This window comes from Caballeronia sp. LZ062 (genome assembly GCF_031450785.1).
Classification (GTDB): domain Bacteria; phylum Pseudomonadota; class Gammaproteobacteria; order Burkholderiales; family Burkholderiaceae; genus Caballeronia.
The window spans coordinates 246,020-267,067 of sequence record NZ_JARTWB010000002.1; the positions used below are offsets into that span (position 1 = coordinate 246,020).

26 protein-coding genes and 1 riboswitch are annotated in these 21,048 nt (G+C 64.5%); of the genes, 10 read left to right on the top strand and 16 right to left on the bottom strand.

Features of this window, described 5'->3' with window-relative positions; genetic code table 11:
• Window positions 1–11: 11 nt before the first annotated feature.
• From tolB to ydfG, 6 genes are all read right to left on the bottom strand, one after another.
• On the bottom strand, window positions 12–1,304 hold the full coding sequence (gene tolB / locus P9239_RS07170) for a Tol-Pal system beta propeller repeat protein TolB (protein ID WP_309749824.1): 1,293 nt from the start codon (window positions 1,302–1,304) through the stop codon (window positions 12–14).
• 107 nt (window positions 1,305–1,411) lie between these two features.
• On the bottom strand, window positions 1,412–2,506 hold the full coding sequence (tolA, locus tag P9239_RS07175; RefSeq protein ID WP_309749825.1) for a cell envelope integrity protein TolA: 1,095 nt from the start codon (window positions 2,504–2,506) through the stop codon (window positions 1,412–1,414).
• Entirely contained in the window at window positions 2,503–2,946 is a 444-nt protein-coding gene (tolR, locus tag P9239_RS07180) for a protein TolR (protein WP_309749826.1), read from the bottom strand. The genes tolA and tolR overlap by 4 nt, the downstream gene beginning before the upstream one ends.
• Window positions 2,947–2,958: 12 nt before the next feature.
• Window positions 2,959–3,636 (bottom strand): protein TolQ, encoded by a 678-nt coding sequence (gene tolQ / locus P9239_RS07185; protein ID WP_309749827.1) that lies wholly within the window; start codon window positions 3,634–3,636, stop codon window positions 2,959–2,961.
• 128 nt (window positions 3,637–3,764) lie between these two features.
• A complete protein-coding gene (gene ybgC / locus P9239_RS07190; protein WP_309749828.1) occupies window positions 3,765–4,232 on the bottom strand; it encodes a tol-pal system-associated acyl-CoA thioesterase in 468 nt (155 codons plus the stop codon).
• 126 nt (window positions 4,233–4,358) lie between these two features.
• Window positions 4,359–5,105 carry a bifunctional NADP-dependent 3-hydroxy acid dehydrogenase/3-hydroxypropionate dehydrogenase YdfG gene (gene ydfG, locus P9239_RS07195; RefSeq protein ID WP_309749830.1) on the bottom strand — a complete coding sequence of 249 codons (747 nt, stop codon included), beginning with the start codon at window positions 5,103–5,105 and terminating at the stop codon, window positions 4,359–4,361.
• A gap of 221 nt (window positions 5,106–5,326) precedes the next feature.
• Window positions 5,327–5,425: riboswitch (ZMP/ZTP riboswitch) on the top strand.
• A 148-nt stretch (window positions 5,426–5,573) separates the two neighbouring features.
• Between ydfG and glyA the strand changes: the two genes are divergently transcribed.
• From glyA to P9239_RS07230, 7 genes are all read left to right on the top strand, one after another.
• Window positions 5,574–6,821, top strand: coding sequence for a serine hydroxymethyltransferase (gene glyA, locus P9239_RS07200; protein WP_309749831.1), 1,248 nt, complete (start codon window positions 5,574–5,576; stop codon window positions 6,819–6,821).
• A 30-nt stretch (window positions 6,822–6,851) separates the two neighbouring features.
• Window positions 6,852–7,334 (top strand): transcriptional regulator NrdR, encoded by a 483-nt coding sequence (gene nrdR, locus P9239_RS07205; RefSeq protein WP_175944931.1) that lies wholly within the window; start codon window positions 6,852–6,854, stop codon window positions 7,332–7,334.
• Between the two features lie 152 nt (window positions 7,335–7,486).
• The gene (locus P9239_RS07210) at window positions 7,487–8,035 is read left to right on the top strand and encodes a GspH/FimT family pseudopilin (protein WP_309749832.1); all 549 of its coding nucleotides are present in this window, start codon (window positions 7,487–7,489) and stop codon (window positions 8,033–8,035) included.
• Window positions 8,032–8,415 (top strand): prepilin-type cleavage/methylation domain-containing protein, encoded by a 384-nt coding sequence (locus tag P9239_RS07215; protein ID WP_309749833.1) that lies wholly within the window; start codon window positions 8,032–8,034, stop codon window positions 8,413–8,415. Before P9239_RS07210 ends, P9239_RS07215 begins: the two co-directional genes overlap by 4 nt.
• Entirely contained in the window at window positions 8,412–9,191 is a 780-nt protein-coding gene (locus P9239_RS07220; RefSeq protein WP_309749834.1) for a PilW family protein, read from the top strand. Before P9239_RS07215 ends, P9239_RS07220 begins: the two co-directional genes overlap by 4 nt.
• On the top strand, window positions 9,188–9,685 hold the full coding sequence (locus P9239_RS07225; protein ID WP_309749835.1) for a pilus assembly PilX N-terminal domain-containing protein: 498 nt from the start codon (window positions 9,188–9,190) through the stop codon (window positions 9,683–9,685). Before P9239_RS07220 ends, P9239_RS07225 begins: the two co-directional genes overlap by 4 nt.
• A 12-nt stretch (window positions 9,686–9,697) precedes the next feature.
• Window positions 9,698–10,156: a type IV pilin protein gene (locus tag P9239_RS07230; RefSeq protein ID WP_309749836.1), complete on the top strand. Its 459-nt coding sequence runs from the start codon at window positions 9,698–9,700 to the stop codon at window positions 10,154–10,156.
• Between the two features lie 13 nt (window positions 10,157–10,169).
• Here the strand turns inward: P9239_RS07230 and P9239_RS07235 are convergent, their stop codons facing one another.
• The 4 genes from P9239_RS07235 to P9239_RS07250 all read right to left on the bottom strand — a co-directional run bounded on the left by P9239_RS07235 (window position 10,170) and on the right by P9239_RS07250 (window position 13,090).
• Window positions 10,170–10,682 carry a DUF3318 domain-containing protein gene (locus tag P9239_RS07235; protein WP_309749837.1) on the bottom strand — a complete coding sequence of 171 codons (513 nt, stop codon included), beginning with the start codon at window positions 10,680–10,682 and terminating at the stop codon, window positions 10,170–10,172.
• Window positions 10,683–10,750: 68 nt separating this feature from the next.
• Entirely contained in the window at window positions 10,751–11,131 is a 381-nt protein-coding gene (locus P9239_RS07240) for a phage holin family protein (RefSeq protein WP_309753926.1), read from the bottom strand.
• Window positions 11,132–11,345: 214 nt separating this feature from the next.
• The gene (locus P9239_RS07245; protein WP_175944915.1) at window positions 11,346–11,648 is read right to left on the bottom strand and encodes a YqjD family protein; all 303 of its coding nucleotides are present in this window, start codon (window positions 11,646–11,648) and stop codon (window positions 11,346–11,348) included.
• 251 nt (window positions 11,649–11,899) lie between these two features.
• The gene (locus P9239_RS07250) at window positions 11,900–13,090 is read right to left on the bottom strand and encodes an acyl-CoA dehydrogenase (RefSeq protein WP_309749838.1); all 1,191 of its coding nucleotides are present in this window, start codon (window positions 13,088–13,090) and stop codon (window positions 11,900–11,902) included.
• 100 nt (window positions 13,091–13,190) lie between these two features.
• Between P9239_RS07250 and P9239_RS07255 the strand changes: the two genes are divergently transcribed.
• Window positions 13,191–13,979 (top strand): IclR family transcriptional regulator, encoded by a 789-nt coding sequence (locus tag P9239_RS07255; RefSeq protein ID WP_309749839.1) that lies wholly within the window; start codon window positions 13,191–13,193, stop codon window positions 13,977–13,979.
• Between the two features lie 11 nt (window positions 13,980–13,990).
• Here P9239_RS07255 and kynA read toward each other — a convergent pair whose 3' ends face one another.
• Genes kynA through kynB form a run of 3 tightly spaced genes read right to left on the bottom strand, consistent with a single transcriptional unit; the run spans window position 13,991 to window position 16,781 of the window.
• On the bottom strand, window positions 13,991–14,866 hold the full coding sequence (kynA, locus tag P9239_RS07260; RefSeq protein ID WP_309749840.1) for a tryptophan 2,3-dioxygenase: 876 nt from the start codon (window positions 14,864–14,866) through the stop codon (window positions 13,991–13,993).
• 10 nt (window positions 14,867–14,876) lie between these two features.
• Complete coding sequence (kynU, locus tag P9239_RS07265) at window positions 14,877–16,127, bottom strand: kynureninase (RefSeq protein WP_309749841.1); 1,251 nt, start codon at window positions 16,125–16,127, stop codon at window positions 14,877–14,879.
• Window positions 16,128–16,154: 27 nt separating this feature from the next.
• Complete coding sequence (gene kynB / locus P9239_RS07270; protein ID WP_309749842.1) at window positions 16,155–16,781, bottom strand: arylformamidase; 627 nt, start codon at window positions 16,779–16,781, stop codon at window positions 16,155–16,157.
• Between the two features lie 131 nt (window positions 16,782–16,912).
• On the opposite strand from kynB, the gene P9239_RS07275 reads away from it, so the two are divergent.
• Window positions 16,913–17,410: an Lrp/AsnC family transcriptional regulator gene (locus P9239_RS07275; protein ID WP_175944902.1), complete on the top strand. Its 498-nt coding sequence runs from the start codon at window positions 16,913–16,915 to the stop codon at window positions 17,408–17,410.
• Window positions 17,411–17,417: 7 nt separating this feature from the next.
• Here P9239_RS07275 and P9239_RS07280 read toward each other — a convergent pair whose 3' ends face one another.
• Entirely contained in the window at window positions 17,418–17,930 is a 513-nt protein-coding gene (locus P9239_RS07280; RefSeq protein ID WP_309749843.1) for a flavin reductase family protein, read from the bottom strand.
• Between the two features lie 283 nt (window positions 17,931–18,213).
• Here P9239_RS07280 and msrA point away from each other — a divergent pair, with 283 nt between their 5' ends.
• A complete protein-coding gene (msrA, locus tag P9239_RS07285) occupies window positions 18,214–18,765 on the top strand; it encodes a peptide-methionine (S)-S-oxide reductase MsrA (RefSeq protein ID WP_309749844.1) in 552 nt (183 codons plus the stop codon).
• Here msrA and P9239_RS07290 read toward each other — a convergent pair.
• Together P9239_RS07290 and P9239_RS07295 are read right to left on the bottom strand one after the other, a co-directional pair.
• Entirely contained in the window at window positions 18,755–19,834 is a 1,080-nt protein-coding gene (locus P9239_RS07290) for a DUF72 domain-containing protein (RefSeq protein WP_404980102.1), read from the bottom strand. The genes msrA and P9239_RS07290 overlap by 11 nt on opposite strands.
• Window positions 19,831–21,045 carry a cyclopropane-fatty-acyl-phospholipid synthase family protein gene (locus tag P9239_RS07295; protein WP_309749845.1) on the bottom strand — a complete coding sequence of 405 codons (1,215 nt, stop codon included), beginning with the start codon at window positions 21,043–21,045 and terminating at the stop codon, window positions 19,831–19,833. Before P9239_RS07295 ends, P9239_RS07290 begins: the two co-directional genes overlap by 4 nt.
• Between the last annotated feature and the right edge of the window lie 3 nt (window positions 21,046–21,048).

The following is a 21,048-nucleotide window of genomic DNA, read 5'->3' on the forward strand; positions in this document are numbered from 1 at the left end:
TATTGCTGGACTTATTGCATGAACGGACCCCAGGACGGCTCGCGTACCGCACCGCCCTGTACGGACAAGACTTGCCGTGTGCGACCATCGGTCGACACGGCTGCCAACACGCCACGTCCGTTCACTTGGGTGGCGTAGAGGATGTACTGACCATTCGCCGCGAAGCTTGGCGATTCGTCATGCGTCGTGTCGGTCAGCCCCGTTGCCATGCCGGACGCGAGGTCCTGCAAATACAGCTTGAAGCCGCCGCCCGTGCGCGAAATGTACGCGAGTTGCTTGCCGTCCGGACTCACGCGCGGGCTCGTGTTGTAGCTGCCCGTGAACGTGACCCGCTGGGCCGCGCCGGCAGATTCCCCCGCCGCCGGCATTCTGTAGATCTGCGGTTGGCCGCCGCGATCGCTCGTGAAATAGATGGAGTTGCCATCGGGCGAGTAGGCCGGCTCGGTATCGATGGAACTGCCTTGTGTCAGACGGCGCAGGCCGGTGCCGTCCGCGTTGACTTCGAAAATCTGCGTATTGCCGGTGCGCGACAGCGCGACCGCGAGCTTGCGGCCGTCAGGCGACCACGCCGGCGCGCTGTTGTTGCCCTTCTGGTTCGACACGACGATACGGCGTCCCGTCGGCAGGTCGTGAATGTAGACGACCGGCTTCTTCTTCTCGAACGACACGTATGCGACCTTCGTGCCGTCCGGCGACCACGCCGGCGAAATGATCGGCTCCGGGCTGGAGAGCGCGATCTTCGCGTCTTGGCCGTCCGAATCCGAAATCTGCAACTGATAGCGGCCGCCCGTCTGGATGACGTACGAGAGGCGCGTGGCGAACACGCCCCGGCCGCCGAGCAGCTTCGCGTAGATGTAGTCCGCGATCTTGTGCGCGCTCATGCGCAGGCCGCTTTCCGCGCTGACGAGCGACAGGCCGCCGAGATTCTGCTGCTTCACCGTGTCATAGAGGCGAAAGCGCACTTCGTACTGGCCGTTCGACAGGCGCGTGACGCTGCCCGACACGAACGCGTCCGCGCCTTTGGCCTTCCATGCGCCGAGATCGACGGAATCGGATTCGGAGACCGGCGTGCTGCCCGCGTCGATGTTCGTGAACTTGCCGCTCCTCTGCAAATCCTGACGAATGATCGCGCTGATCTGCTGCGGCGAGTTCGCCTCATTGGCGAAATTGGCCGTCGCGATGGGGAACTGCGTCGAACCGACGCCGGTGACGAGCACGTTCAACTGGGCGTGTGCGGCAGTGCCGGCTGCGATCAGGCAGGATGCGACCAGCGTTCTCAGGCCAAGCTTCGTCATCAAACTCATGCTGTTTAGGTTCCGAAAAAAGCGTTTTCAAGTGTCTGGGGAATGCAGAACAGACCCCCGGTTGCACGATTCGTTCCCACGCGGCAGCCGCCCACAAGCCGGCCAGATCAGCCTCCAGCCGGGCGCAGCGTGATCGTGAAATGGTCGGGCGCCTTGCCGTCGACATCGACGGGCATCGGGTCCGAACGCTGCACCGCACGAAGCGCCGCCTGATCCCATTGTTCGTTGCCGCTCGACCGGCTGACGCTCGCCGAGAGCAGCGTGCCGGACGGCGAGCAGCGCACGGACACGACCGTTTCGAGCCCCGCGGTTTCGCCCGCCCAGACGATATTCGGCCGCACGCGCCGCTGCACCTTCTCGGCGTAGCCCGACGACGTCGCGTTGCCGCCCGCGCCCCGGCCCGTTCCGCTCTTGGCGAGGCCTTCGCCGCTCGAACTCGTGCCGCCGCCCAGCTGACCTTGCAGCGCGGCGAGCCGCGCCCGGCGTTCGGCGTCGACCTTGGCTTTCGCTTCGGCGTCGGCCTTCGCTTTTGCCTGCGCCTTGGCCTTCGCTTCGGCGTCGGCCTTCGCGCGGGCTTCCTTCTGCGCCTGCTGCTGCTCGGCCTTCAGCTGTTCCGCCTTCTGTGCCTCGGCTTGCTGCTGACGTTCTTTCTCTTGCTGCGCCTTGGCTTGCTGTTGCTGCTTTTGCAGTTCCGCCTGACGCTGCTTTTCGACCTGCTTCTGCTTGTCCTGCATCGCCTTCTGCGCTGCCGCAGCGGCTGCCGCCTGCGCGGCCAGTTGCTGCTGACGCTTCGCCTCTGCTTCCTGCTGCGCCTGTTGCTGCTCGCGACGCTGCTCGGCAAGCTGCGCCTCACGCGCGGCGGCTTCCTGCTGCTTGCGCTTCTTTTCCTGCAACGCGATGTCGGCTTCCTCGTCCTTCGCGGGCGGCGGCGCGGGCTGCACCTTCGCGGGCGTGGGCGGCGGAGGAGCAGGGCGCGGCGTGGGCGCGGACATATCGGGGATATCGGTCCAGATTTCCGCTTCTGCCCCGGCCGGCGTGTTGTTCTGCCAGTTGATGCCGTGATAGAGCAGCCAGCCGAGCAGCAGATGCATGACGGCCGCGAGTGCGAACGCCTTGCCGGTGCCGCGTTCGCGCGGCGGGCGTATTGGCCGCGCGGAACGCGCGCGCGCCTGCTGGGGCTGGCCGGTGCGACGATCGATCATTGCGATTTGACGAGCAATCCGACGCGCTTCACGCCGCGCGCTTTCATATCGGACATCACGTTCATGACGACTTCATACTTCACCGTCTTGTCCGCCGCGATGACGACGGGTTGATCCGGATGCAACTCCTGACGATTGAGCACGAAGGCGTTGAGATCGCCCTTCGTCATTTTCTGCTCCTGCGTCGCGCCGCCGTCTTCCTTGTAGCGCACGTTCATGCTGCCGTCCGCCTTGATGTTGATGACGAGCGGCGGCTGCTGCTCTTGCGGCTGGGCGTTGCCGACGGTCGGCAGATTGATGATCGAAGGCGACACGAGCGGCGCCGTCACCATGAAGATGACGAGCAGCACGAGCATCACGTCGATATACGGCACGACGTTGATGTCGGCCATTGCGCGGCGCGAACTGCCGCGCATGCTGGAACGGATCGGGCCTGCCATCGCTAACTCCTGTTAGTGCGCCTGACGCTGCAAGATGTTCGAGAACTCTTCGATGAAAGTCTCGAAGCGGATTGCCAGACGGTCGATGTCATGCGCGTAGCGGTTATACGCGACCACTGCGGGAATCGCGGCGAACAGGCCGATCGCGGTGGCGACGAGCGCCTCGGCGATGCCCGGCGCGACGTTCGCGAGCGTCGCCTGCTGTACGTTGGCGAGACCGCGGAAGGAATTCATGATGCCCCAGACCGTGCCGAACAAGCCGATATACGGACTCACCGAGCCGACCGACGCGAGAAACGCGAGGTTCGCTTCGAGCACGTCCATCTCGCGCTGGAAGGCGGCGCGCATCGCGCGGCGTGAGCCGTCGAGAATCGCGCTCGGATCGCTGATGCGGCGCTCCTTGGCTTTCAGGAATTCGCGCATACCCGACTCGAAGATGCGCTCCAGCGCGCCGATGGTGTGACGGTTGTTCGCTGCGCTTTGATAGAGCGCCTGCAGGTCGCCGCCGGACCAGAAATCGCGCTCGAAACGCTCGGTCTGCGCTCGCGCGCGCCGAATGGCGAACCACTTGCGGAAGATGAAGGTCCACGACAGAAGCGACAGAAGCAGCAGGAGCGCCATCACTGCTTGAGCCAGCAGGCTCGCATGGATGACGAGAGATACGATCGACAAGTCTTGTGTATTGTTCATAAAGGTCCGCTGTTACTTCCCGGAAAAGGCCGTCCGGTCAAGAGCGTCAGGCTTTCGTGAATAAGATGTGAATGGAAACGAAAGCCGCGCCCGAAGCCGGCTCTTTTTCGAATGTCTTGCTTCGCTAATCACGGCCCGCGTCCGCCATGCGGCGCAACGGTTCGCGCGGCTGGCGGCTCCTGATAAGGGCCGCGTCGGAGCCCGTCGAGCACGGGGGCAGGAATAGCCGCCGGCCGAATGGACGCTCGGTCCACGGACGCCACGCGAATCTCGCCGCTCGCAAGCATCACGCCGTCGCGCCACGCTTCCTGCTGGAAGTCCACCGACGCGCGTCCGAGCCGCTCGATACGGCTGACGATGCGAATCATGTCGTCGAGGCGCGCCGGCGCCGAATATTCGACGGACGTCCTCTTCACGACGAACACGATGCCGTCCGATTCCGCGAGGCGCTGCTGGTCGATGCCGCACGCGCGCAGCCACTCGGTACGCGCGCGCTCGAAGAACTTCAGGTAGTTCGCGTAGAAAACGATGCCGCCGGCGTCGGTGTCCTCGTAGTACACGCGAATCGGCCACTCGAAAACTGACGGATGGCTCACCTGCACGCCGTCCCGCTTGCGCCGGGTCCTCTCGGACCACGGTGGCTCGCTTTTTGACAGATATTCATCCGCGGCATTTTACCGGAACCCGCTAAGTGCTCGCCAAATCCTCAGGCAGTTTCCGGCTTACCCGCGGTGAATTTGCAACGGTCCGAACGTCTGCGCGACCGGCATCAGTTCGATCGTGTTGATGTTCACGTGAGCCGGCCGCGTGGCGATCCAGTAGATGGCGTCCGCGATGTCCTCGGCCGTGAGCGGTTGCACGTCCTTGTAGACGGAGGCGGCCTTGTCGTCGTCGCCCTTGAAGCGCACGTTCGAGAACTCGGTCCCGCCGCACAGGCCCGGCTCGATGTCCGTCACGCGCAGCGCGGTGCCGGCGAGGTCGGCGCGCAGATTCAGGCTGAACTGCCGCACGAACGCCTTCGTCGCGCCGTACACGTTGCCGCCGGGATACGGATACGTGCCCGCTACCGAGCCGAGATTGAACACGTGGCCGCGATTGCGCTCGACCATGCCCGGAAGAATCGCATGAGTGACCGTGACGAGACCGGTGCAGTTCGTGTCGATCATGTTCTTCCAGTCGTCGAAGTTCGCGCGCTGCGCGGGCTCGAGACCGAGCGCGAGGCCGGCGTTGTTCACGAGCACGTCGATCTGGGCGAAGTTGTCCGGCAGCGAGGCGATGGCGTTCCGCACGGCGCTTTCGTCGCGAACGTCGATTTCGACGGGCAACAGCGCGTCGCCCAGTTCGTTCGACAGCTCGACGAGACGCTCTTTCCGGCGCGCCGCCGCGACAACGCGATGGCCGCCTTTGACGAAAGCGCGCGCGATGGCGGCGCCGAAGCCGGCGGACGCGCCGGTGACGAAGACAATCATGGTCGAACTCCGATTGCAGGGAAGCGATAGGCCGAACCGGGCGGCGCGCGGGCGCGCGTCCGGCAACGGCGCAAAGGGTACTTCCATTGATGCGACGCGGCAAGTAACGGCGGACGCGAACGATCGTGCTTTCCACTGCGCCGGCGCGCCGTCCGACGGGCTTTTGCAGCGGCCCGAAGCCCGGTTGCCTAAAGCCCGGCAGCCCATTAAACTACAACGCTCAAACCCCGCGTGACTGGCGATAGAATCTTCGGATTCAAGGTGGAACGACCCACTAGGAAGCGCGGAGCGTCGTTTTGCCGTTCGCCTGGGCAGCTGAGATCCGCGCGCCGTCGCTGCGTTGCCGGTGGCTGTCCGTTCCGCGAAACCGGAGTCTTCCCTCATCCGTCGCGTCTGGACTTCATCGGTGTCCAGCCTTTCGCGCGCCCGCGCGATCCAGTCAACCTGTTTTGACCTCACGGAAAACGTATGTTCGACAGAGCCGAAAGTACCCTTGCCAAAGTCGATCCCGAATTGCTCAAGGCCATCGAGCAGGAAAACCGCCGGCAGGAAGAGCACATCGAGCTGATCGCCTCGGAAAACTACACGAGCCCGGCCGTCATGGCCGCTCAGGGTTCGCAACTCACGAACAAGTACGCGGAAGGTTATCCGGGCAAGCGCTATTACGGCGGCTGCGAATACGTGGACATCGTCGAGCAGCTCGCCATTGACCGCGTGAAGCAACTCTTCGGCGCTGAAGCCGCGAACGTGCAGCCGAACTCCGGCTCGCAGGCGAATCAGGGCGTGTTTTTCGCCGTCCTGAAGCCGGGCGACACCATCATGGGCATGAGCCTCGCGGAAGGCGGCCACCTCACGCACGGCTCGCCCGTGAACATGTCGGGCAAGTGGTTCAATGTGGTGAGCTACGGCCTGAACGAAGCCGAAGACATCGACTACGAAAAGACCGAGGCGCTCGCCAAGGAACACAAGCCGAAGCTGATCGTCGCGGGCGCGTCCGCGTTCGCGCTGCGCATCGACTTCGAGCGTCTTTCGAAGATTGCGAAGAGTGTCGGCGCTTACTTCATGGTCGACATGGCGCATTACGCCGGTCTCGTCGCAGCAGGTCTGTATCCGAATCCGGTGCCGCATGCGGATTTCGTCACGACGACCACGCACAAGAGCCTGCGCGGCCCGCGCGGCGGCGTCATCCTGATGAAGGCGGAATTCGAGAAGCAGATCAATTCGGCCATCTTCCCCGGCATTCAGGGCGGCCCGCTCATGCACGTGATCGCCGCCAAGGCCGTCGCGTTCAAGGAAGCGCTCGCGCCCGAGTTCAAGACGTATCAGCAAGCCGTCATCGATAACGCTCGCGTGCTGGCGGAGACGCTCGTCAAGCGCGGACTGCGTATCGTTTCGGGCCGCACCGAAAGCCATGTGATGCTGGTCGATTTGCGCGCGAAGAAGATCACGGGCAAGGCCGCGGAAGCCGCGCTCGGCGCCGCGCATATCACGGTGAACAAGAACGCGATCCCGAACGATCCGGAGAAGCCTTTCGTCACGAGCGGCGTGCGTCTCGGCTCGCCCGCCATGACGACGCGCGGCTTCGGCGTGAAGGAAGCTGAAATTGTTGGCAACCTGATCGCGGACGTGCTCGACAATGCGGAAGATCAGGCGACCATCGAGCGCGTGCGTGCGCAAGTGGCCGAGCTGACGCAGCGTTTCCCGGTCTACCGTTAATCCTCCAGCCAAGTCCCGAGACACGCCCCGATGCGCTGCCCGTTCTGCCGACACGAAGACACTCAGGTCGTCGATTCCCGCGTGTCGGAGGACGGCGCGGCCATCCGGCGCCGGCGGCGCTGTCCCGCGTGCGACAAGCGTTTCACCACGTATGAGCGCGTCGAGCTTGCGCTGCCGTCGGTCGTCAAGAAAGACGGCAGCCGCACGGAATTCGACCGCCGAAAGATCGTCGCGAGCATGAAGCTCGCACTGCGCAAGCGCCCGGTCGCAGCGGACGCCATCGATGCAGCCGTTGCGCGCATCGAATATCAACTGCTCGGCAGTGGCGAACGGGAAGTGCAAAGCGAGCGCCTCGGCGAACTTGTGATGAACGAACTGCGCCAGCTCGACACCATCGCCTACGTGCGGTTCGCCTCCGTCTACAAACGCTTCGAAGACGTCTCCGAGTTCGAGGACGTGCTCGAGGAATTCCGTCGCGCCGCGCCCAAGAAGTCCGCTTCTCGCAAGCGTTGATTCGTTCTGCATTCATCCTCCTCGAGACAAACTCGCATTTCCGTGACTAGTCTGGCGGCCGAAAAGACTGCCGGACACTAGGCCATTCGGCTAATGGCGGCGCGCGTCGCTTCCCGATAGAGTCGGCGTTCTTCAACTCGAATCGTTCAGGGATGCAGATGAATCGCGCCTCCATGACCGGCTTCACGCTGGTCGAACTCTGCGTCGTGCTCGCCGTCATGGCGATCATCGCCACCTTTTCGACGCCATCGTTCTTCGCCTGGCAAATGCGCGATCGGGTCGATGCCCGGGCGCGCGCGCTCTTCTCGACGCTTTCGCTTGCACGCGCCGAAGCACTGCGGCGCGGCGCGCGCGTCACCTTGTGCCGGGTCGACGCCGCACGCCACTGCCTTGCATCGGGCAAGGCCTGCGACGGCGGCATCACCGACTGGTCGTGCGGCTGGGCGCTTTTCGTCGACCGCGAGGGCGGGCCTGCGCTCTTGCGCGCGGAATCGGCCATGACTTCCATCGCCATTGCGGGCGCGGCCACCGACCTTTCGTTCACGCCGCCGTCGGGGCAAGTGATAGGCGGCTTTCGCAGCTTCGATTTTTCGACACGCGGCGCCGATCCGGCTGCAAATGCCGCCGCGCGGCGTTGCATCCGCATCGCGGCTGGCGGCCGGCCGCGCATGACGCAGGGCGGCTGCGGGGCATCGGCATGAAGACGACGCAAACTGGCGATTCATTGATCGAAGTGATGATCGCGCTCGCGCTCGCAGCGGTCACGGCGCTCGGACTCGTCGCCGTTCAAAGCACGCTCGCGCGCGGCGAGCGGCTCGCGTTGCTGCGGGAGCGCGCGACGCTCATCGCCGATTCGGTCGCCGAAGGCATACGCAGCGACGCGGATCGCGCGGCCGTTCTGTCGCAATGGCAGGCGACGGCCGCGTCGACGTTGCCCGAGGGCGATGTCGCCGTGGTCGATCGCGCCGACGGTGTGCGCGTGGCGACCGTGAGCTGGCATGCCGACGATCGCGCCGATCCTTGCCCCGAGCCGCAGGCGAAGCCGCTTGCCTCGTGCATTTCCGTGGCGTTCGCGCGATGAACCCGCGTGCTTTCCCGGCGCGCGGCCACACGCTGCTCGAACTGGCGATCTCGCTCGCGCTCGGCTTGCTCATCGTCGTGGCGATGCTGTCGCTGTATCGCGGGCAGCGCGCGGCGTTCGACCGCGCCGCCGATGCCGCCCGCATGCACGACGCCGGTGTCTCGGCGCTCGACCTCATCGCCCAGCAGATTCAAATGGCCGGCTTCGGGGCGACGCGCACCCAAGCCGCGCTCTACGGCTGCTCGCAGGCGCGCGTGATCGGCGCGGACACGGCGGCGTCGTGCGAAGCGCTCGCGAGCCGGTCGGACGGCGTGCAGGTGCGGTATGCCGCCGATACCGTTTCGACGTGGCCGACGTCGGCGGGTGCGCCGACGGACTGTATCGGCCAGGCGGTCGCGGATGCTCTCGTCGGCAACCGCTTCTATGCAAAAGCCAGCGCGTCGACGGGCGAGCCGGAACTGTATTGCGAAGGCAGTGGCAAGCAGGCGCAGCCGCTGGTCGAAGGCATCGAGCGGATTCGAGTCATGTACTGGCTGGTGGGCGCATCGAGTGCGGTCGATGCCTCCGCGATCCCGCGCGAACGATGGCCCGATGTTCGCGCCGCCGAGCTGTGCGTGCTCGTGCGCGGCTTCTCGGTTGCGAGACAGCGCCGCACGAACTATGTGGATTGCACGGGCGCGCCCGCCGTCGCCGACGACGCGCGCATGCATCAGGCGTTCTGGCGTCGCATCGAGATCCGGAATGCAGCTTCGGCGAATCAGGGAGCGGGAGCATGAAGCGCCGCGCGCTGTCTCGCGGCGCCGCGCTGCCTATCATTCTGTTGCTTTCCGCGATGATGCTCGTCACGGCAAGCGCATGGCTGCAGACATCGCTTGTGGCCGCGCGGACGGCCGTGGCAACTCGCGAGCGCGTGCAGGCGTTTCACGCGGCGGATAGCGCGCTCATTCGATGCAGCCACATGCTTTCGGCGGCGCTACCCGCGACGGGACCGGCAGATCAGGAGCCCGCACGCTGGCGATTGAAGACGTCGTTCGAGGGCGCGTCGGCGTTCGCGTTCGCGCCCTACGCGTCGTGGCCGTACGCGGTTCGTGAGCCGCAATGCTTGATCGAGTCGTGGTTGCGCTCCGGTCAGCCGGTGACTTCATATCTCGTCACGGCGCGCGGCTTCGGCGCGACCTCGCAGACCGAGGCGTGGCTGCAACTACGCATCGACTCGGCGAACGGCACCGTCACGCAGCAGTGGCGGCGCGTCGCCGGGAAACCGTTTTGATGAGGGCAAGCCTTGAGAAGAACCAGAATCTGCGCGGGCTTCAGCCTGCTCGAACTGATGATCGCGCTGGGCGTCGCGGCCATTATCGCTACCTTCGCCTTTCCGGCGTATCAGTCGCATGTGGCGAAGGCGCATCGGCTCGACGCGACCGCCGCGTTGTCTAAAGCGGTGCAGTTCGTCGAGAGCGCGCGGCTCTTTCAGACGGGAACGGGAGCGGTCGCGCTGAGTGCGGGAACGGATCAGGCACCGGCGAGCGGAGCGCCGGTGTATCGGCTCGCGCTGTTGCCCGAGTCCGCGACCAACGGCGGTTATACGATCGAAGCCGCGCCCGTCTCGCCCGGCCCGATGCAGGACGACGCATGCGGCGTGTTCGTCATCGATGCGACCGGTGCGCGCTCTAATCGGCTGGCGGAGGGCGCAGCGCCACTCGACGCGGCGAAATCCGCCGCGTGCTGGGCAGGGAAGGGATGATGCGGCTATGCAGTTAGAACACGGTGGGATCGACGGCGTCCGTGGAAGTCTCCACGCTCGTCGTCTTCATCTGTTGCCAGATGCGCCAGCCTTCCCATGCGGCGAGCCCGAGACCGCCCCACTTGATCAGCGGCTTGGCGCTGCGCAGCAGCCGGGTTCGCACGGGCTTCGTCAAGAGGAGCGACGCGAGCGATCCGACCACCGGATACTGCTTGAACAGGAAACTGTACTTGCCCGCGCCGCCGCGGCCGAGCAGCGAATCCAGCACGCCGCTGATGGTGCCGCGCGGCGACGTACTCCGCACGCTGCGTCGTGCGGGACGGCTGCCCGGCACGAGCATGCTGCCGATGAGCGGCAGATGCGCGACGGAATCGCGCAACTCGTGGGTGGCCTGCCGCAGTTCCATGCGCTCGACATCCGCGCGAGCAAGCAGCAATTCCTTGCGCAACGTGCGCATGCGCGGCGCGCGAAGCTGCTGCTGAACTTCCTGCTTCGCTGCGCTGGAGGTGGCGTCGTTATGGCTCATGATCGAACGGGCAAGTGGGTGTCGCGGGAAGAAAGAAACCGGGGTTCGAAGGCGTCGCCAGGCGACGCTCAGTTGAACATGTCGCGGTCCTTGCGGAACTGGTCGAGCGTGTCGTCGAACAGGTGTGGCGCATCGCGCAATTTGCCGCGCGCGCGCAGACCACAGCCGATGGCGATCACCGCATACAGCAGCGTGATGCCGGCGAGCGCCTCCAGACGATACGTATCCCAAAAGAAAATGGCGATCAACACCGTCAGCGAGATCAGCGCCATCATGGCAAGCAGCATGGCCGCAAGCCCAAGGAAGAGCACGCCGATCAGCCTGACCTTTTCTTCCTGCAACTCGATGCCGATCAGCTCCAGCCGGGTTTCGAAGATGGCGAAGGCGGAACTCACAATTCGGCGCAAGGGTCCTGGGGAGGAATCGCGCGGTAGCCGTTCTGTCGTCATGGTTTGGGTGCGAGAGCGCGTTGAGTACCGCTTAATGATCCCGGCCGATGCACGAAGCATGGGCCGGCGCGAAGTTCGAGCCGCGCGCCCGGCGAAAGCGCCCGCGGTTCGATCTGATTCGATCCCAAAGGACCGCGTCCGTTACCGGTTTAGCAAGCCCCGGGCCATTGCGTCGAAAAAAGCGCTGCCCGCGTCGGCGGGCAGCGGCCAACGTCTACTTACGGTTGATGAGCAGACCGATGACCATGCCGATGCCCGCCGCGATTCCGATGGACGCCCACGGATGCTCGTGAACGTAATCGTCGGTGGCGCGCGCTGCTTTCCGACCGCGTTCCACCACGACGACTTGCGCGTCGGCGGCTTTTTCCTTGGCTTGTTTCAGGCGCGACATGGCGCTTTCGCGCAACTCGGAAGCGCGCTCGCCCGTGGCGGCAGCGGCTTGCTTGAGCAGGTCTTCGGCGTCAGCGAGAACGGTTTTGATATCCGACATGAATCGCTCCTTATTGGTATCTGACATTGAAAGCTCCATCGGTGAGGCTAGGGGCATCGTAACCAAAGATGCCATCGCTGACGAGGAGGCTTTACTGCAGCGGCTCGGCGACGCAGATTCCGTTCCAGTCGCTCAAAGCCCTCGCGCTTCAGGAATGGAGACGATCTGGCCCGTAAAAGTTTCAGCGGCCCATCGAAAGTTACAAAAGGGCTGCGGGCATTGCCGAAAAAAAAGCCGGTCGTGACAGGACCGGCTTCTCTTGATGTACGGCATGCGCTTCAGAAAAAAGCCTGAATGCCTGTTTGCGCACGCCCGAGAATCAGCGCGTGGATGTCGTGCGTGCCTTCGTATGTGTTCACCACTTCGAGATTGACGAGGTGCCGCGCCACGCCGAATTCATCTGAGATGCCGTTGCCGCCCAGCATGTCGCGCGCGAGCCGGGCGATGTCCAGCGCCTTGCCGCACGAATTGCGCTTCATGATCGACGTGATTTCGACGGCCGCCGTCCCTTCGTCTTTCATGCGGCCGAGACGCAGCACGCCTTGCAGCCCGAGCGTGATCTCGGTCTGCATGTCGGCGAGCTTCTTCTGGATCAGCTGATTGGCGGCAAGCGGCCGACCGAATTGCTTGCGATCGAGCGTGTATTGCCGCGCCGTGTGCCAGCACGCCTCCGCCGCGCCGAGCGCGCCCCAGGAAATGCCATAACGCGCCGAATTGAGGCAGGCGAACGGCCCTTTGAGCCCGCGCACGTCCGGCAGCAGGTTTTCTTCCGGCACGAAGACTTCGTCCATCACGATCTCGCCGGTGATGGAGGCGCGCAGGCCGACCTTGCCGTGAATCGCGGGCGCGGTGAGGCCCTTCCAGCCTTTCTCCAGAATGAAGCCGCGAATCTCATCGCGGCCATTCTCTTCCAGCTTCGCCCATACGACGAAGACGTCCGCTATCGGCGAGTTGGAGATCCACATCTTCGCGCCCGACAGCGAATAGCCGTCTTGCACTTTCTTCGCGCGCGTCGTCATGCTGGCTGGGTCGGAGCCTGCGTTCGGCTCGGTCAGGCCAAAGCAGCCGATCCACTCGCCGCGCGCCAGCTTCGGCAGATACTTTTCCTTCTGTGCCGCGCTGCCGAAAGCGTGAATCGGCACCATGACGAGCGACGATTGCACCGACATCATCGACCGGTAGCCGGAGTCCACGCGCTCGACTTCGCGCGCGATCAACCCGTAGCTCACGTAGTTGAGCCCCGGTCCGCCGTATTGCTCGGGAATGGTCGGGCCGAGCAGACCGAGTTCGCCCATCTCGCGAAAAATGGCCGGGTCGGTCTTTTCCTCGCGAAACGCCTGCATGACGCGCGGCTGCAGCTTGTCCTGCGCGTAGGCGCGCGCCGCGTCGCGCACCATGCGTTCTTCTTCGGTCAATTGCTGATCCAGCAGCAGCGGATCTTCCCAGTTGAAGCGGGCGGCGTCGGCCATCGCGTTCTCCTCATGTCGTGGAAGCGCCATCCGCGGCGCTTGACGTTGGTTCCGCTGTGCGAAACAATGTTCTGAAAATGAACTGTCAGTTTAGCATTCGATGCAAGACGATTCCAACACATCCGCTGCTGAGAAAGCGCCGCCCGAAGCGATCGACGAGCGGCGGTTCGTCGTCGCGCTCGCTCGCGGTCTCGATATGTTGCGCGCGTTTCGCCCCGGCGACACGCTGCTCGGCAACCGCGATTTCGTGGAGCGAACCGGCTTGCCGAAAGCGACCGTCAATCGCCTCGCCTACACGCTCGCGACGCTCGGCTATCTGCGCTTCGACGAAGCCGCCGGCAAGTACGCGCTCGACACCGGCGTGCTGTCGCTGGGCTTCGCGCTGCTCTCGGGCGCAGACACGCTCGAACTCGCGCGGCCGCACATGCGCGCCCTCGCGCGGGAAATCGGCGCGGCGGTGTCGCTCGGCTGCCGCGACGGGCTGGACATGATCTATCTGGAAACCATCCGCAGCGAAACCGCGCTGACGCTCGGGCTTGCGCCCGGCTCCCGCCTTTCGATGCTCACGAGTTCCATGGGCCGCGCGTATCTCGCGGTTCAGGACGCGGCAACGCGGGCGGCGCTATTGGAAGAGTTGGGGAAGGCCGAAGGCGCGGCGCGCGTGGAAGCGGCCGAGCGCGCCATCGAGGATTACGCCCGCGATGGCTGCTGCTACTCGTTTCGCGAATGGCACGACGACGTCAACGCGATCGCCGCGCCGTTTCGCGACGAACGCAATGGCCGCTGGCTCGTGTTGAGCAGCAGCGGCCCGGCGTCGTCGATGGACGAAGCGTATTTCCGCGAAACCATCGGCCCGAAACTGCGGGCGCTGGCCGTGCGGCTCGCGTGAACGGTGAGCGCTCAGAGCAGTGTGCGGACGTGCCAAAGCTCGGGGAACAGCACGACATCGAGCATCTTGCGCAGATAAGACGCGCCCGCCGTGCCGCCCGTGCCCTGCTTGAAGCCGATGATCCGCTCGACCGTCGTCACGTGCCGGAACCGCCACTGGCGGAACGCGTCTTCCAGATCGACGAGTTCTTCCGCCATTTCATACAGTTCCCAATGCTTCGAAGGCTCGCGATACACCGCGAGCCACGCGGCTTCGACGGACGCATCGTGCGCGGTCGGCTGCGTCCAGTCGCGTTCGAGGCGCGCGGGATCGATGTCGAAGCCGCGCCGCGCGAGCAGGCGAATCACTTCGTCATAGAAAGAGGGCGCTTCGAGCGTCGCGCGCACCTGTTCGAGAATGTCCGGCCGATGCGCGTGGGGCTTGAGAATCTGCGCGTTCTTGTTGCCGAGCATGAACTCGATCTGCCGATACTGATGAGACTGAAACCCCGACGACGCCCCCAGATACGGCCGCATCGCGGTGTACTCGGAGGGCGTCATCGTGGCGAGCACGTTCCACGCTTGCACGAGCTGCTCGAAGATACGCGACACGCGCGCGAGCATCTTGAACGCGGGCGGCAACTCGTCGCGATGCACGGCCCCGAGCGCCGCGCGCAGTTCGTAGAGCGCGAGCTTCATCCATAGCTCGCTCGTCTGATGCTGCACGATGAAGAGCATCTCGTTGTGATCCGGCGAAAGCGGATGCTGCGCCGTGAGGATCGAATCGAGGCCGAGATAGTCGCCGTAGCTCATCGAATCCGAGAAATCGAGCCGCGCGTCGTGCCAGCCTTCCTTCTCTTGCGCCGCCGCCGTACCGTGGCCGAACGGGCAACCTTGGGTGTCGCTCATGATGTGGTCCTCACGTCACCGACGCGCGTTCGGCGAACTCCGGCGCGCGCCAGCTTTCGGTCGCGAGCACGTCGCGCAGCACGTCGACGGCGTCCCACACATCGACGAAACGCGTATAAAGCGGCGTGAATCCGAAGCGCAGAATGCCCGGCTCGCGATAGTCGCCGATCACGCCGCGCGCGATCAGCGCCTGCATCACTTCGTAGCCGTGCGGATGCGCGAAGCTCACCTGCGAGCCGCGTTGCGCGTGCTCGCGCGGCGTCGCGAGCGAGAGCGGAAATTCGCTGCACCGCGCTTCGACCAGCGCGATAAACGCATCGCCGAGCGCCAGTGACTTGCGCCGCAGCGCCTGCATGTCGGTTTGCAGGAACACGTCGAGTCCGCATTCGACGAGCGCCATCGAAACGATCGGCTGCGTGCCGCAGAGAAAGCGGCCGATGCCGTCGTCCGGGCGATACACCGGGTCCATCTCGAACGGTTTTTTGTGGCTCCACCAGCCGGAGAGCGGCTGCGAGAACGTGTTCTGGTGACGCTTCGGCACCCAGACGAACGCGGGCGAACCCGGCCCGCCGTTCAGATACTTGTACGTGCAGCCGACCGCGTAGTCCGCGCCAACGCCGTTGAGATCCACTGGCACCGCGCCCGCCGAATGCGCGAGGTCCCACACCGCGAGCGCGCCCGCGCGATGAATCGTCTTGGTCAGCGCGGCCATGTCGTGCATGGCGCCGGTGCGGTAGTTGACGTGCGTGATCATCGCGACGGCCGTGTTTTCGTCGATGGCGGCGGCCAGCTCGGCGGCATCGTCGACGAGGCGCAGTTCATAGCCGCGATCCAGTTGATCGATCAAACCCTGCGCGATGTAGAGATCGCTCGGGAAGTTCGAACGTTCGGAGACGATTACGCGGCGCTTCGGATCGCGCTCGTTCGCCAGTTTCAGCGCGGCGGAGAGGACCTTGAAGAGATTCGCGGAGATCGTGTCCGTCACGACGACCTCGTCCTCGCCCGCGCCGATCAACGAACTGAGCTTGTTGCCGAGGCGCTTGGGCAACGCGAACCAGCCTGCGGTGTTCCAGCTTCGGATCAAGCCTTCGCCCCATTCCCCCGCGATCACGCTCGCGGCGCGCGCGGCGGCGGCTTTCGGCGGCACGCCGAGCGAATTGCCGTCGAGATAAATGACACCGTCTGCGAGCGCGAACTGATCGCGCAGGCGGGCGAGCGGGTCGTCGCGGTCGGTTGCGGCGGCATCGTCACGAGATTTCATCGAAAAGTCCATTTATTCGGGGAGCATTCAGGGAAGCGGGCGCAGGACGGCGCGCACGGGACTGGCGTCGAGCGTCGAAAATTTGAGCGGCAGCGCGATCAGTTCGTAATCGCCGGGCGCGACGGCATCGAGCACGAGGCCTTCGAGGATCGCCATGCCGTGGGCGCGAATGCGCCGGTGCGCGTCCATCGTTTTCGATTCCTGCGGATCGAGCGAAGGCGTGTCGATGCCGACGAGCTTCACGCCCTTGGCCGCCATCGAGTCGATGGCTTCCGGCGCGACGGCGCAAAACGCGCTGTCCCATGCGGTAAGCGGCGCGCGGTCATACGTGCGGATCAGAATGCGCGGCGGCGCGTCGTCGAGATGCGCGGCGATCATTTCCGGCGTCACGAGAGGCGCAGCGCCGATGCAATGCACGACCCGGCACGCGCCGATGTACGTTTCCAGCGCGACTTCGCCGATGGCCGCGCCGTGTTGGTCGTAGTGCAGCGGGGCATCGGCATGTGCGCCGGTATGCGGTGAAAGGGTGAGACGCGCGACGTTCACCGGCGAGCCCGCTTCCATCCGCCAGACGCGCTCGATGCCGACAGGCGTGTCGCCCGGCCAGACCGGCGTCGTGGCGGCGATCGGCGGCGAGATGTCGATAAGCGTCATGGCGGCCTAGCAGAGAGCGGGGAGATGCGTCAAATCATAGCCGCGATATCTCGAAAAGTGATTGCAAAATAACCACCCAAAAGGATTGTGGCTAGAACATAATTCGATGAAACGGGCTAGGAGACTCAAAAGTGACCGGATTCACGCTCGATGCAACGGATTGCCGAATTCTGGCGGTGCTGCAGGAAGATGGACGGATCAGCAACCTGGACCTCGCGGAGCGCATTTCGCTGTCGCCTTCCGCGTGCTTGCGGCGCATGCGCCTGCTGGAAGAGGAGGGCGTGATCGCGAGTTATCGCGCGTGTCTGGACCGCGAACGGCTGGGAATCGAACTCGAGGCGTTCGTGCACGTCTCCATGCGCAACGATCAGGAGAACTGGCACGAGAAGTTCGCGGCGGCGGTGCGCGAGTGGCCGGAAGTGGTCGGCGCGTTCGTCGTGACCGGCGACACGCATTACGTGCTGCGCGTGCTCGCGCACAATCTCAAGCACTACTCCGATTTCATTCTGACGAAGCTCTATAAGGCGCCGGGCGTGATCGACATTCGCTCGAATATCGTGCTGCAAACCATGAAGGACGACGCGGGCGTGCCCGTGGCGCTCATCGAGCAGCCGGCGCGCGGCGCGTGAGCAGGCGTTACTCGATCGGCCCGAGCGAGTGGAAGCCGCCCGCCTGAAACACGAGCGGCGCAACTTCGGACGCGTCTTCGCGCACGCCGCAGCGTTCTACTTCGCCGACGAAGATCACGTGGTCGCCTTCGTCGTAGCGGCTGCGGTTATGGCATTCGAACCAGGCGAGCGCGCCGTCGAGCACGGGCATGCCGCTGTCGCCCGCCGCGTGCGATACGCCCGCGAAGCGGTCGCCCTTGACCGTCGCGAAGCGCCGGCACAGGTCCAGTTGCGAAGCGGCCAGCACGTTAATGACGTAGTGACTGTTCGCGCGAAACACCGGCATGGACGCCGAGCGTGTCGCGAGACTCCACAGCACGAGCGGCGGATCCAGCGAAACCGAATTGAACGAACTCGCGGTGATGCCGATCAACTGGCCGGAGTCCGTGCGCGTGGTGATGACGGTGACGCCCGTCGCGAACTGGCCGAGCGCGGCGCGAAACGCGGTGGGATCGAAGTTCGGAGTTCTGGCGCGTGTCATCGGGCAAGTGGGCGGTCGAATAGGTCTTGTGGCGCCGAACAGGCCGAGTGTCGTGCTGAGTGTCGTGCTCGAGTCGGACGAACCGTATTTGAAGCCATGTAAAAGCTGGAGAATTCACTCGATTCTAGCGGAATCGGCTGCTTCGAGCCGCCATAAGCCAGCACGGGCAATGTGGGCAACGCCGCTTTGTAAAAGCCGGTAAGCTCGGCGACATTGAATAAGCGGCTTCGCGCAGCAATATGGATGGTCCGCGGCGTGGCCGCTGCACTTGAGAGGAGCAGGCATGAACCAGCAAGCGAGACTCGAAACCGCGACGCTCGGCGGCGGTTGTTTCTGGTGCACCGAAGCCGTCTTTCTGGCGGTCGAGGGGGTGAAGGCGGTCGAATCCGGCTATGCGGGCGGCCAGGTAACGAACCCGTCGTACGAGCAGGTCTGCGACGGCGACACCGGGCACGCGGAAGTCGTGAAGGTCGTGTTCGATCCGGAAGTCATCGGCTATCGTGAGATTCTGGAGATATTCTTCGCGACGCACGATCCGACGCAACTCAACCGCCAAGGCAACGACGTCGGCACGCAGTATCGCTCGGCGGTGTTCACGCATTCGGACGAGCAGCGCAGGATCGCGCAGGAAGTGATCGAGGAACTGCAGCGCGAAGACGTCTACGGAGGCAGGATCGTGACCGAGGTCACACCGCTTCGAGACGACTATTATCCGGCCGAGGCGTACCACCAGAACTTCTTCGCCCAGCATCCGAATCAGGGTTATTGCGCGGCGGTCGTCGGTCCGAAGGTCGCGAAGTTTCGCAAGAAGTTCGCGCACCGCCTCAAGGCGTGACGGCGCGCGAGCCGGACTGCGCGCGCTCGCAGTGTTCCGCGATACCGCGCGCCAGTTCGAAGCAGGTCAACGGGGCGGAGCCTTCCGCCTTGTTGTTCACTGCGATCACCACCGGCTGGCCGCCAAACGCGTAACGCGCGGCCAGTTCGGCCAGCGCCTCGCGCGTCTCGCGGTCTTCATCGACAATTCTGTCGAACGGCTCGTACTTGGCCTTCGCCTGCTCATAGCGAAAGCCGCTGTGCAGACTCCAGCGCACGACGAGCGGTCCCAGCTCTTCCTCGTCCAGCAGCGCCAGCGCCTTCGCCTGACGGCGCACGTCGGGCATCCGCGCATGAACGCCGATGCAGTAGCGCACGTTCGCGTCCCGCAGCGCGCGGATGAAGCGCGGCGTCAGCATGACCGCGTCGCGCAATTCGACCGCGTAGCAGGTCTCGCCTTCGAGCGGCGGCAACGCGGCGAGAAACGACGCGAGCCGCTCGACGAAGCGCGACGGCTCGACGATCATCGCGTCCGGCAGCGGCGGGAACTGGAACACGAGCGCGCCCGCTTTCGTCCCGAGGCCGGCTAAACACGGTGCGACGAACTCGTCGATGGCAATCTGCGCATTCAGGAAAGCGGGATTGTCGGCGTCGGGCGCGCCGCGATCGCCGCGAATGAACGCATCCGTGACCGAAGCGGGCGCCTTCACGATGAACCGGAAATGCGCCGGCACTTGCGACGCGTAGCGCGCGTACTGCGCGAGCGGCACCGGCCCGTAAAACGATTGGTCGATGGACACGCTGCGCAACAGCGGATGCGCGGCATAGGCGGCGAGGCCATTGCGAGAGAGCGTGTTGTTCGCATACGCGTCGCCGTAGACGATGCCTTGCCAGCCCGGAAACGACCACGTCGATGTGCCGAGATGCACGCTCGCGGGCAGTCGCTTCGCGATGACTTCGTGTTCGCGGTTCAACGGCGCGGGCGCTACGCCACGTGGCTTCGCAACAACCGCAGGCTCAGGCGCGCCGAACAGATCGCTTTGATCGTCGCCGCCCGTGCCCGCGTCGATGGCGGACGATGCCTGGCTCAGAGCGGCTTCTCGTAGATATACCGCCGCGACCACGGCAGCGTCTTCGCGCTGCGGCCCGCCTTGCGGCAGATCACCTGATAGATCGAGACGTCGTCGTTTTCGAACGCATACGCGCAGCCCGCGAGATACACGCGCCAGATGCGGAACTTCTCGTCGTCCACGAGCTTGCGCGCTTCGTCCGCGTGCGTCTCGAAGTTCTCGGCCCAGATATCGAGGGTACGCGCGTAATGCCGGCGCAGGCTTTCGACATCGACCGCTTCGAGCCCGCCGCGCTGCATGCTCTCCAGCGCGAGGCTGATGTGCGGCAGCTCGCCGTCCGGAAACACGTATTTGTCGATGAATTCGCCGCCGCCGAGCGACGTCTCGCCGCTGTCCGCATCCGACGACGTTATGCCGTGATTCATCGCGACACCGTCATCGACGAGCAGGTCGCGCATCTTCGCGAAGTAGCCCGGCAGGTTCTTGCGTCCGACGTGCTCGAACATGCCGACGCTCGTGATGCGATCGAACTGACCCGGCACGTCGCGATAATCCTGCAGGCGGATTTCAATCTGATTTTCGAGGCCGGCGTCCTTCACGCGCTGCGTCGCGAGCTTGAACTGGTTCTCGGAGAGCGTGACGCCCACGCACTTCGCGCCGAATTTCTGCGCCGCGCGAATGACGAGCGCACCCCAGCCGCAGCCGATGTCGAGCAGCCGATGTCCCGGCTGCACCTGAATCTTCGTGAGAATGTGGTCGATCTTCTTGATCTGCGCGGTGGCGAGGTCTTCGTCGCCGTTCTCGAAATACGCGCACGAGTACACCATGTTCTTGTCGAGCCAGAGCTGATAAAACTCGTTCGACACGTCGTAGTGATACTGAATGGCTTTCTTGTCCGACGCCTTCGAGTGATTGAAGTAGCGTCGCACGCGCGCGAGCTTGCCGGCGTGCGTCACCGTGCTCTTCGCGAGCGAATAGCCGATGTTGATGATGTCCGAGAGCTTGCCCTCGATATCGATCTTGCCTTTGACATACGCTTCACCCAGATTGTCGAGGCTCGGCTCCAGCAGATACGGCAGCGCGGTCGCGCTTTTCACATGCAGCGTCACGGCAGGCGCGGCAAAGCGGCCGAAATCGTGTTGCTGTCCGTCCCACAGCACGAGGCGCGCGGGCAAGTTGGCTTGCTCGCGGACTTCCTCGACCCACTGCGTCAGCTTCTTCTCCCAGAACATGCT

Bases quoted from the DNA above. Each gene is read 5' to 3' on its own strand.
- tolB (WP_309749824.1), bottom strand. From the start codon at position 1,304: ATGAGTTTGATGACGAAGCTTGGCCTGAGAACGCTGGTCGCATCCTGC.
- tolA (WP_309749825.1), bottom strand. From the start codon at position 2,506: ATGATCGATCGTCGCACCGGCCAGCCCCAGCAGGCGCGCGCGCGTTCC.
- tolR (WP_309749826.1), bottom strand. From the start codon at position 2,946: ATGGCAGGCCCGATCCGTTCCAGCATGCGCGGCAGTTCGCGCCGCGCA.
- tolQ (WP_309749827.1), bottom strand. From the start codon at position 3,636: ATGAACAATACACAAGACTTGTCGATCGTATCTCTCGTCATCCATGCG.
- ydfG (WP_309749830.1), bottom strand. From the start codon at position 5,105: ATGATTGTCTTCGTCACCGGCGCGTCCGCCGGCTTCGGCGCCGCCATC.
- glyA (WP_309749831.1), top strand. From the start codon at position 5,574: ATGTTCGACAGAGCCGAAAGTACCCTTGCCAAAGTCGATCCCGAATTG.
- nrdR (WP_175944931.1), top strand. From the start codon at position 6,852: ATGCGCTGCCCGTTCTGCCGACACGAAGACACTCAGGTCGTCGATTCC.
- P9239_RS07210 (WP_309749832.1), top strand. From the start codon at position 7,487: ATGCAGATGAATCGCGCCTCCATGACCGGCTTCACGCTGGTCGAACTC.
- P9239_RS07215 (WP_309749833.1), top strand. From the start codon at position 8,032: ATGAAGACGACGCAAACTGGCGATTCATTGATCGAAGTGATGATCGCG.
- P9239_RS07220 (WP_309749834.1), top strand. From the start codon at position 8,412: ATGAACCCGCGTGCTTTCCCGGCGCGCGGCCACACGCTGCTCGAACTG.
- P9239_RS07225 (WP_309749835.1), top strand. From the start codon at position 9,188: ATGAAGCGCCGCGCGCTGTCTCGCGGCGCCGCGCTGCCTATCATTCTG.
- P9239_RS07235 (WP_309749837.1), bottom strand. From the start codon at position 10,682: ATGAGCCATAACGACGCCACCTCCAGCGCAGCGAAGCAGGAAGTTCAG.
- P9239_RS07240 (WP_309753926.1), bottom strand. From the start codon at position 11,131: ATGACGACAGAACGGCTACCGCGCGATTCCTCCCCAGGACCCTTGCGC.
- P9239_RS07245 (WP_175944915.1), bottom strand. From the start codon at position 11,648: ATGTCAGATACCAATAAGGAGCGATTCATGTCGGATATCAAAACCGTT.
- P9239_RS07250 (WP_309749838.1), bottom strand. From the start codon at position 13,090: ATGGCCGACGCCGCCCGCTTCAACTGGGAAGATCCGCTGCTGCTGGAT.
- P9239_RS07255 (WP_309749839.1), top strand. From the start codon at position 13,191: ATGCAAGACGATTCCAACACATCCGCTGCTGAGAAAGCGCCGCCCGAA.
- kynA (WP_309749840.1), bottom strand. From the start codon at position 14,866: ATGAGCGACACCCAAGGTTGCCCGTTCGGCCACGGTACGGCGGCGGCG.
- kynU (WP_309749841.1), bottom strand. From the start codon at position 16,127: ATGAAATCTCGTGACGATGCCGCCGCAACCGACCGCGACGACCCGCTC.
- kynB (WP_309749842.1), bottom strand. From the start codon at position 16,781: ATGACGCTTATCGACATCTCGCCGCCGATCGCCGCCACGACGCCGGTC.
- P9239_RS07280 (WP_309749843.1), bottom strand. From the start codon at position 17,930: ATGACACGCGCCAGAACTCCGAACTTCGATCCCACCGCGTTTCGCGCC.
- msrA (WP_309749844.1), top strand. From the start codon at position 18,214: ATGAACCAGCAAGCGAGACTCGAAACCGCGACGCTCGGCGGCGGTTGT.
- P9239_RS07295 (WP_309749845.1), bottom strand. From the start codon at position 21,045: ATGTTCTGGGAGAAGAAGCTGACGCAGTGGGTCGAGGAAGTCCGCGAG.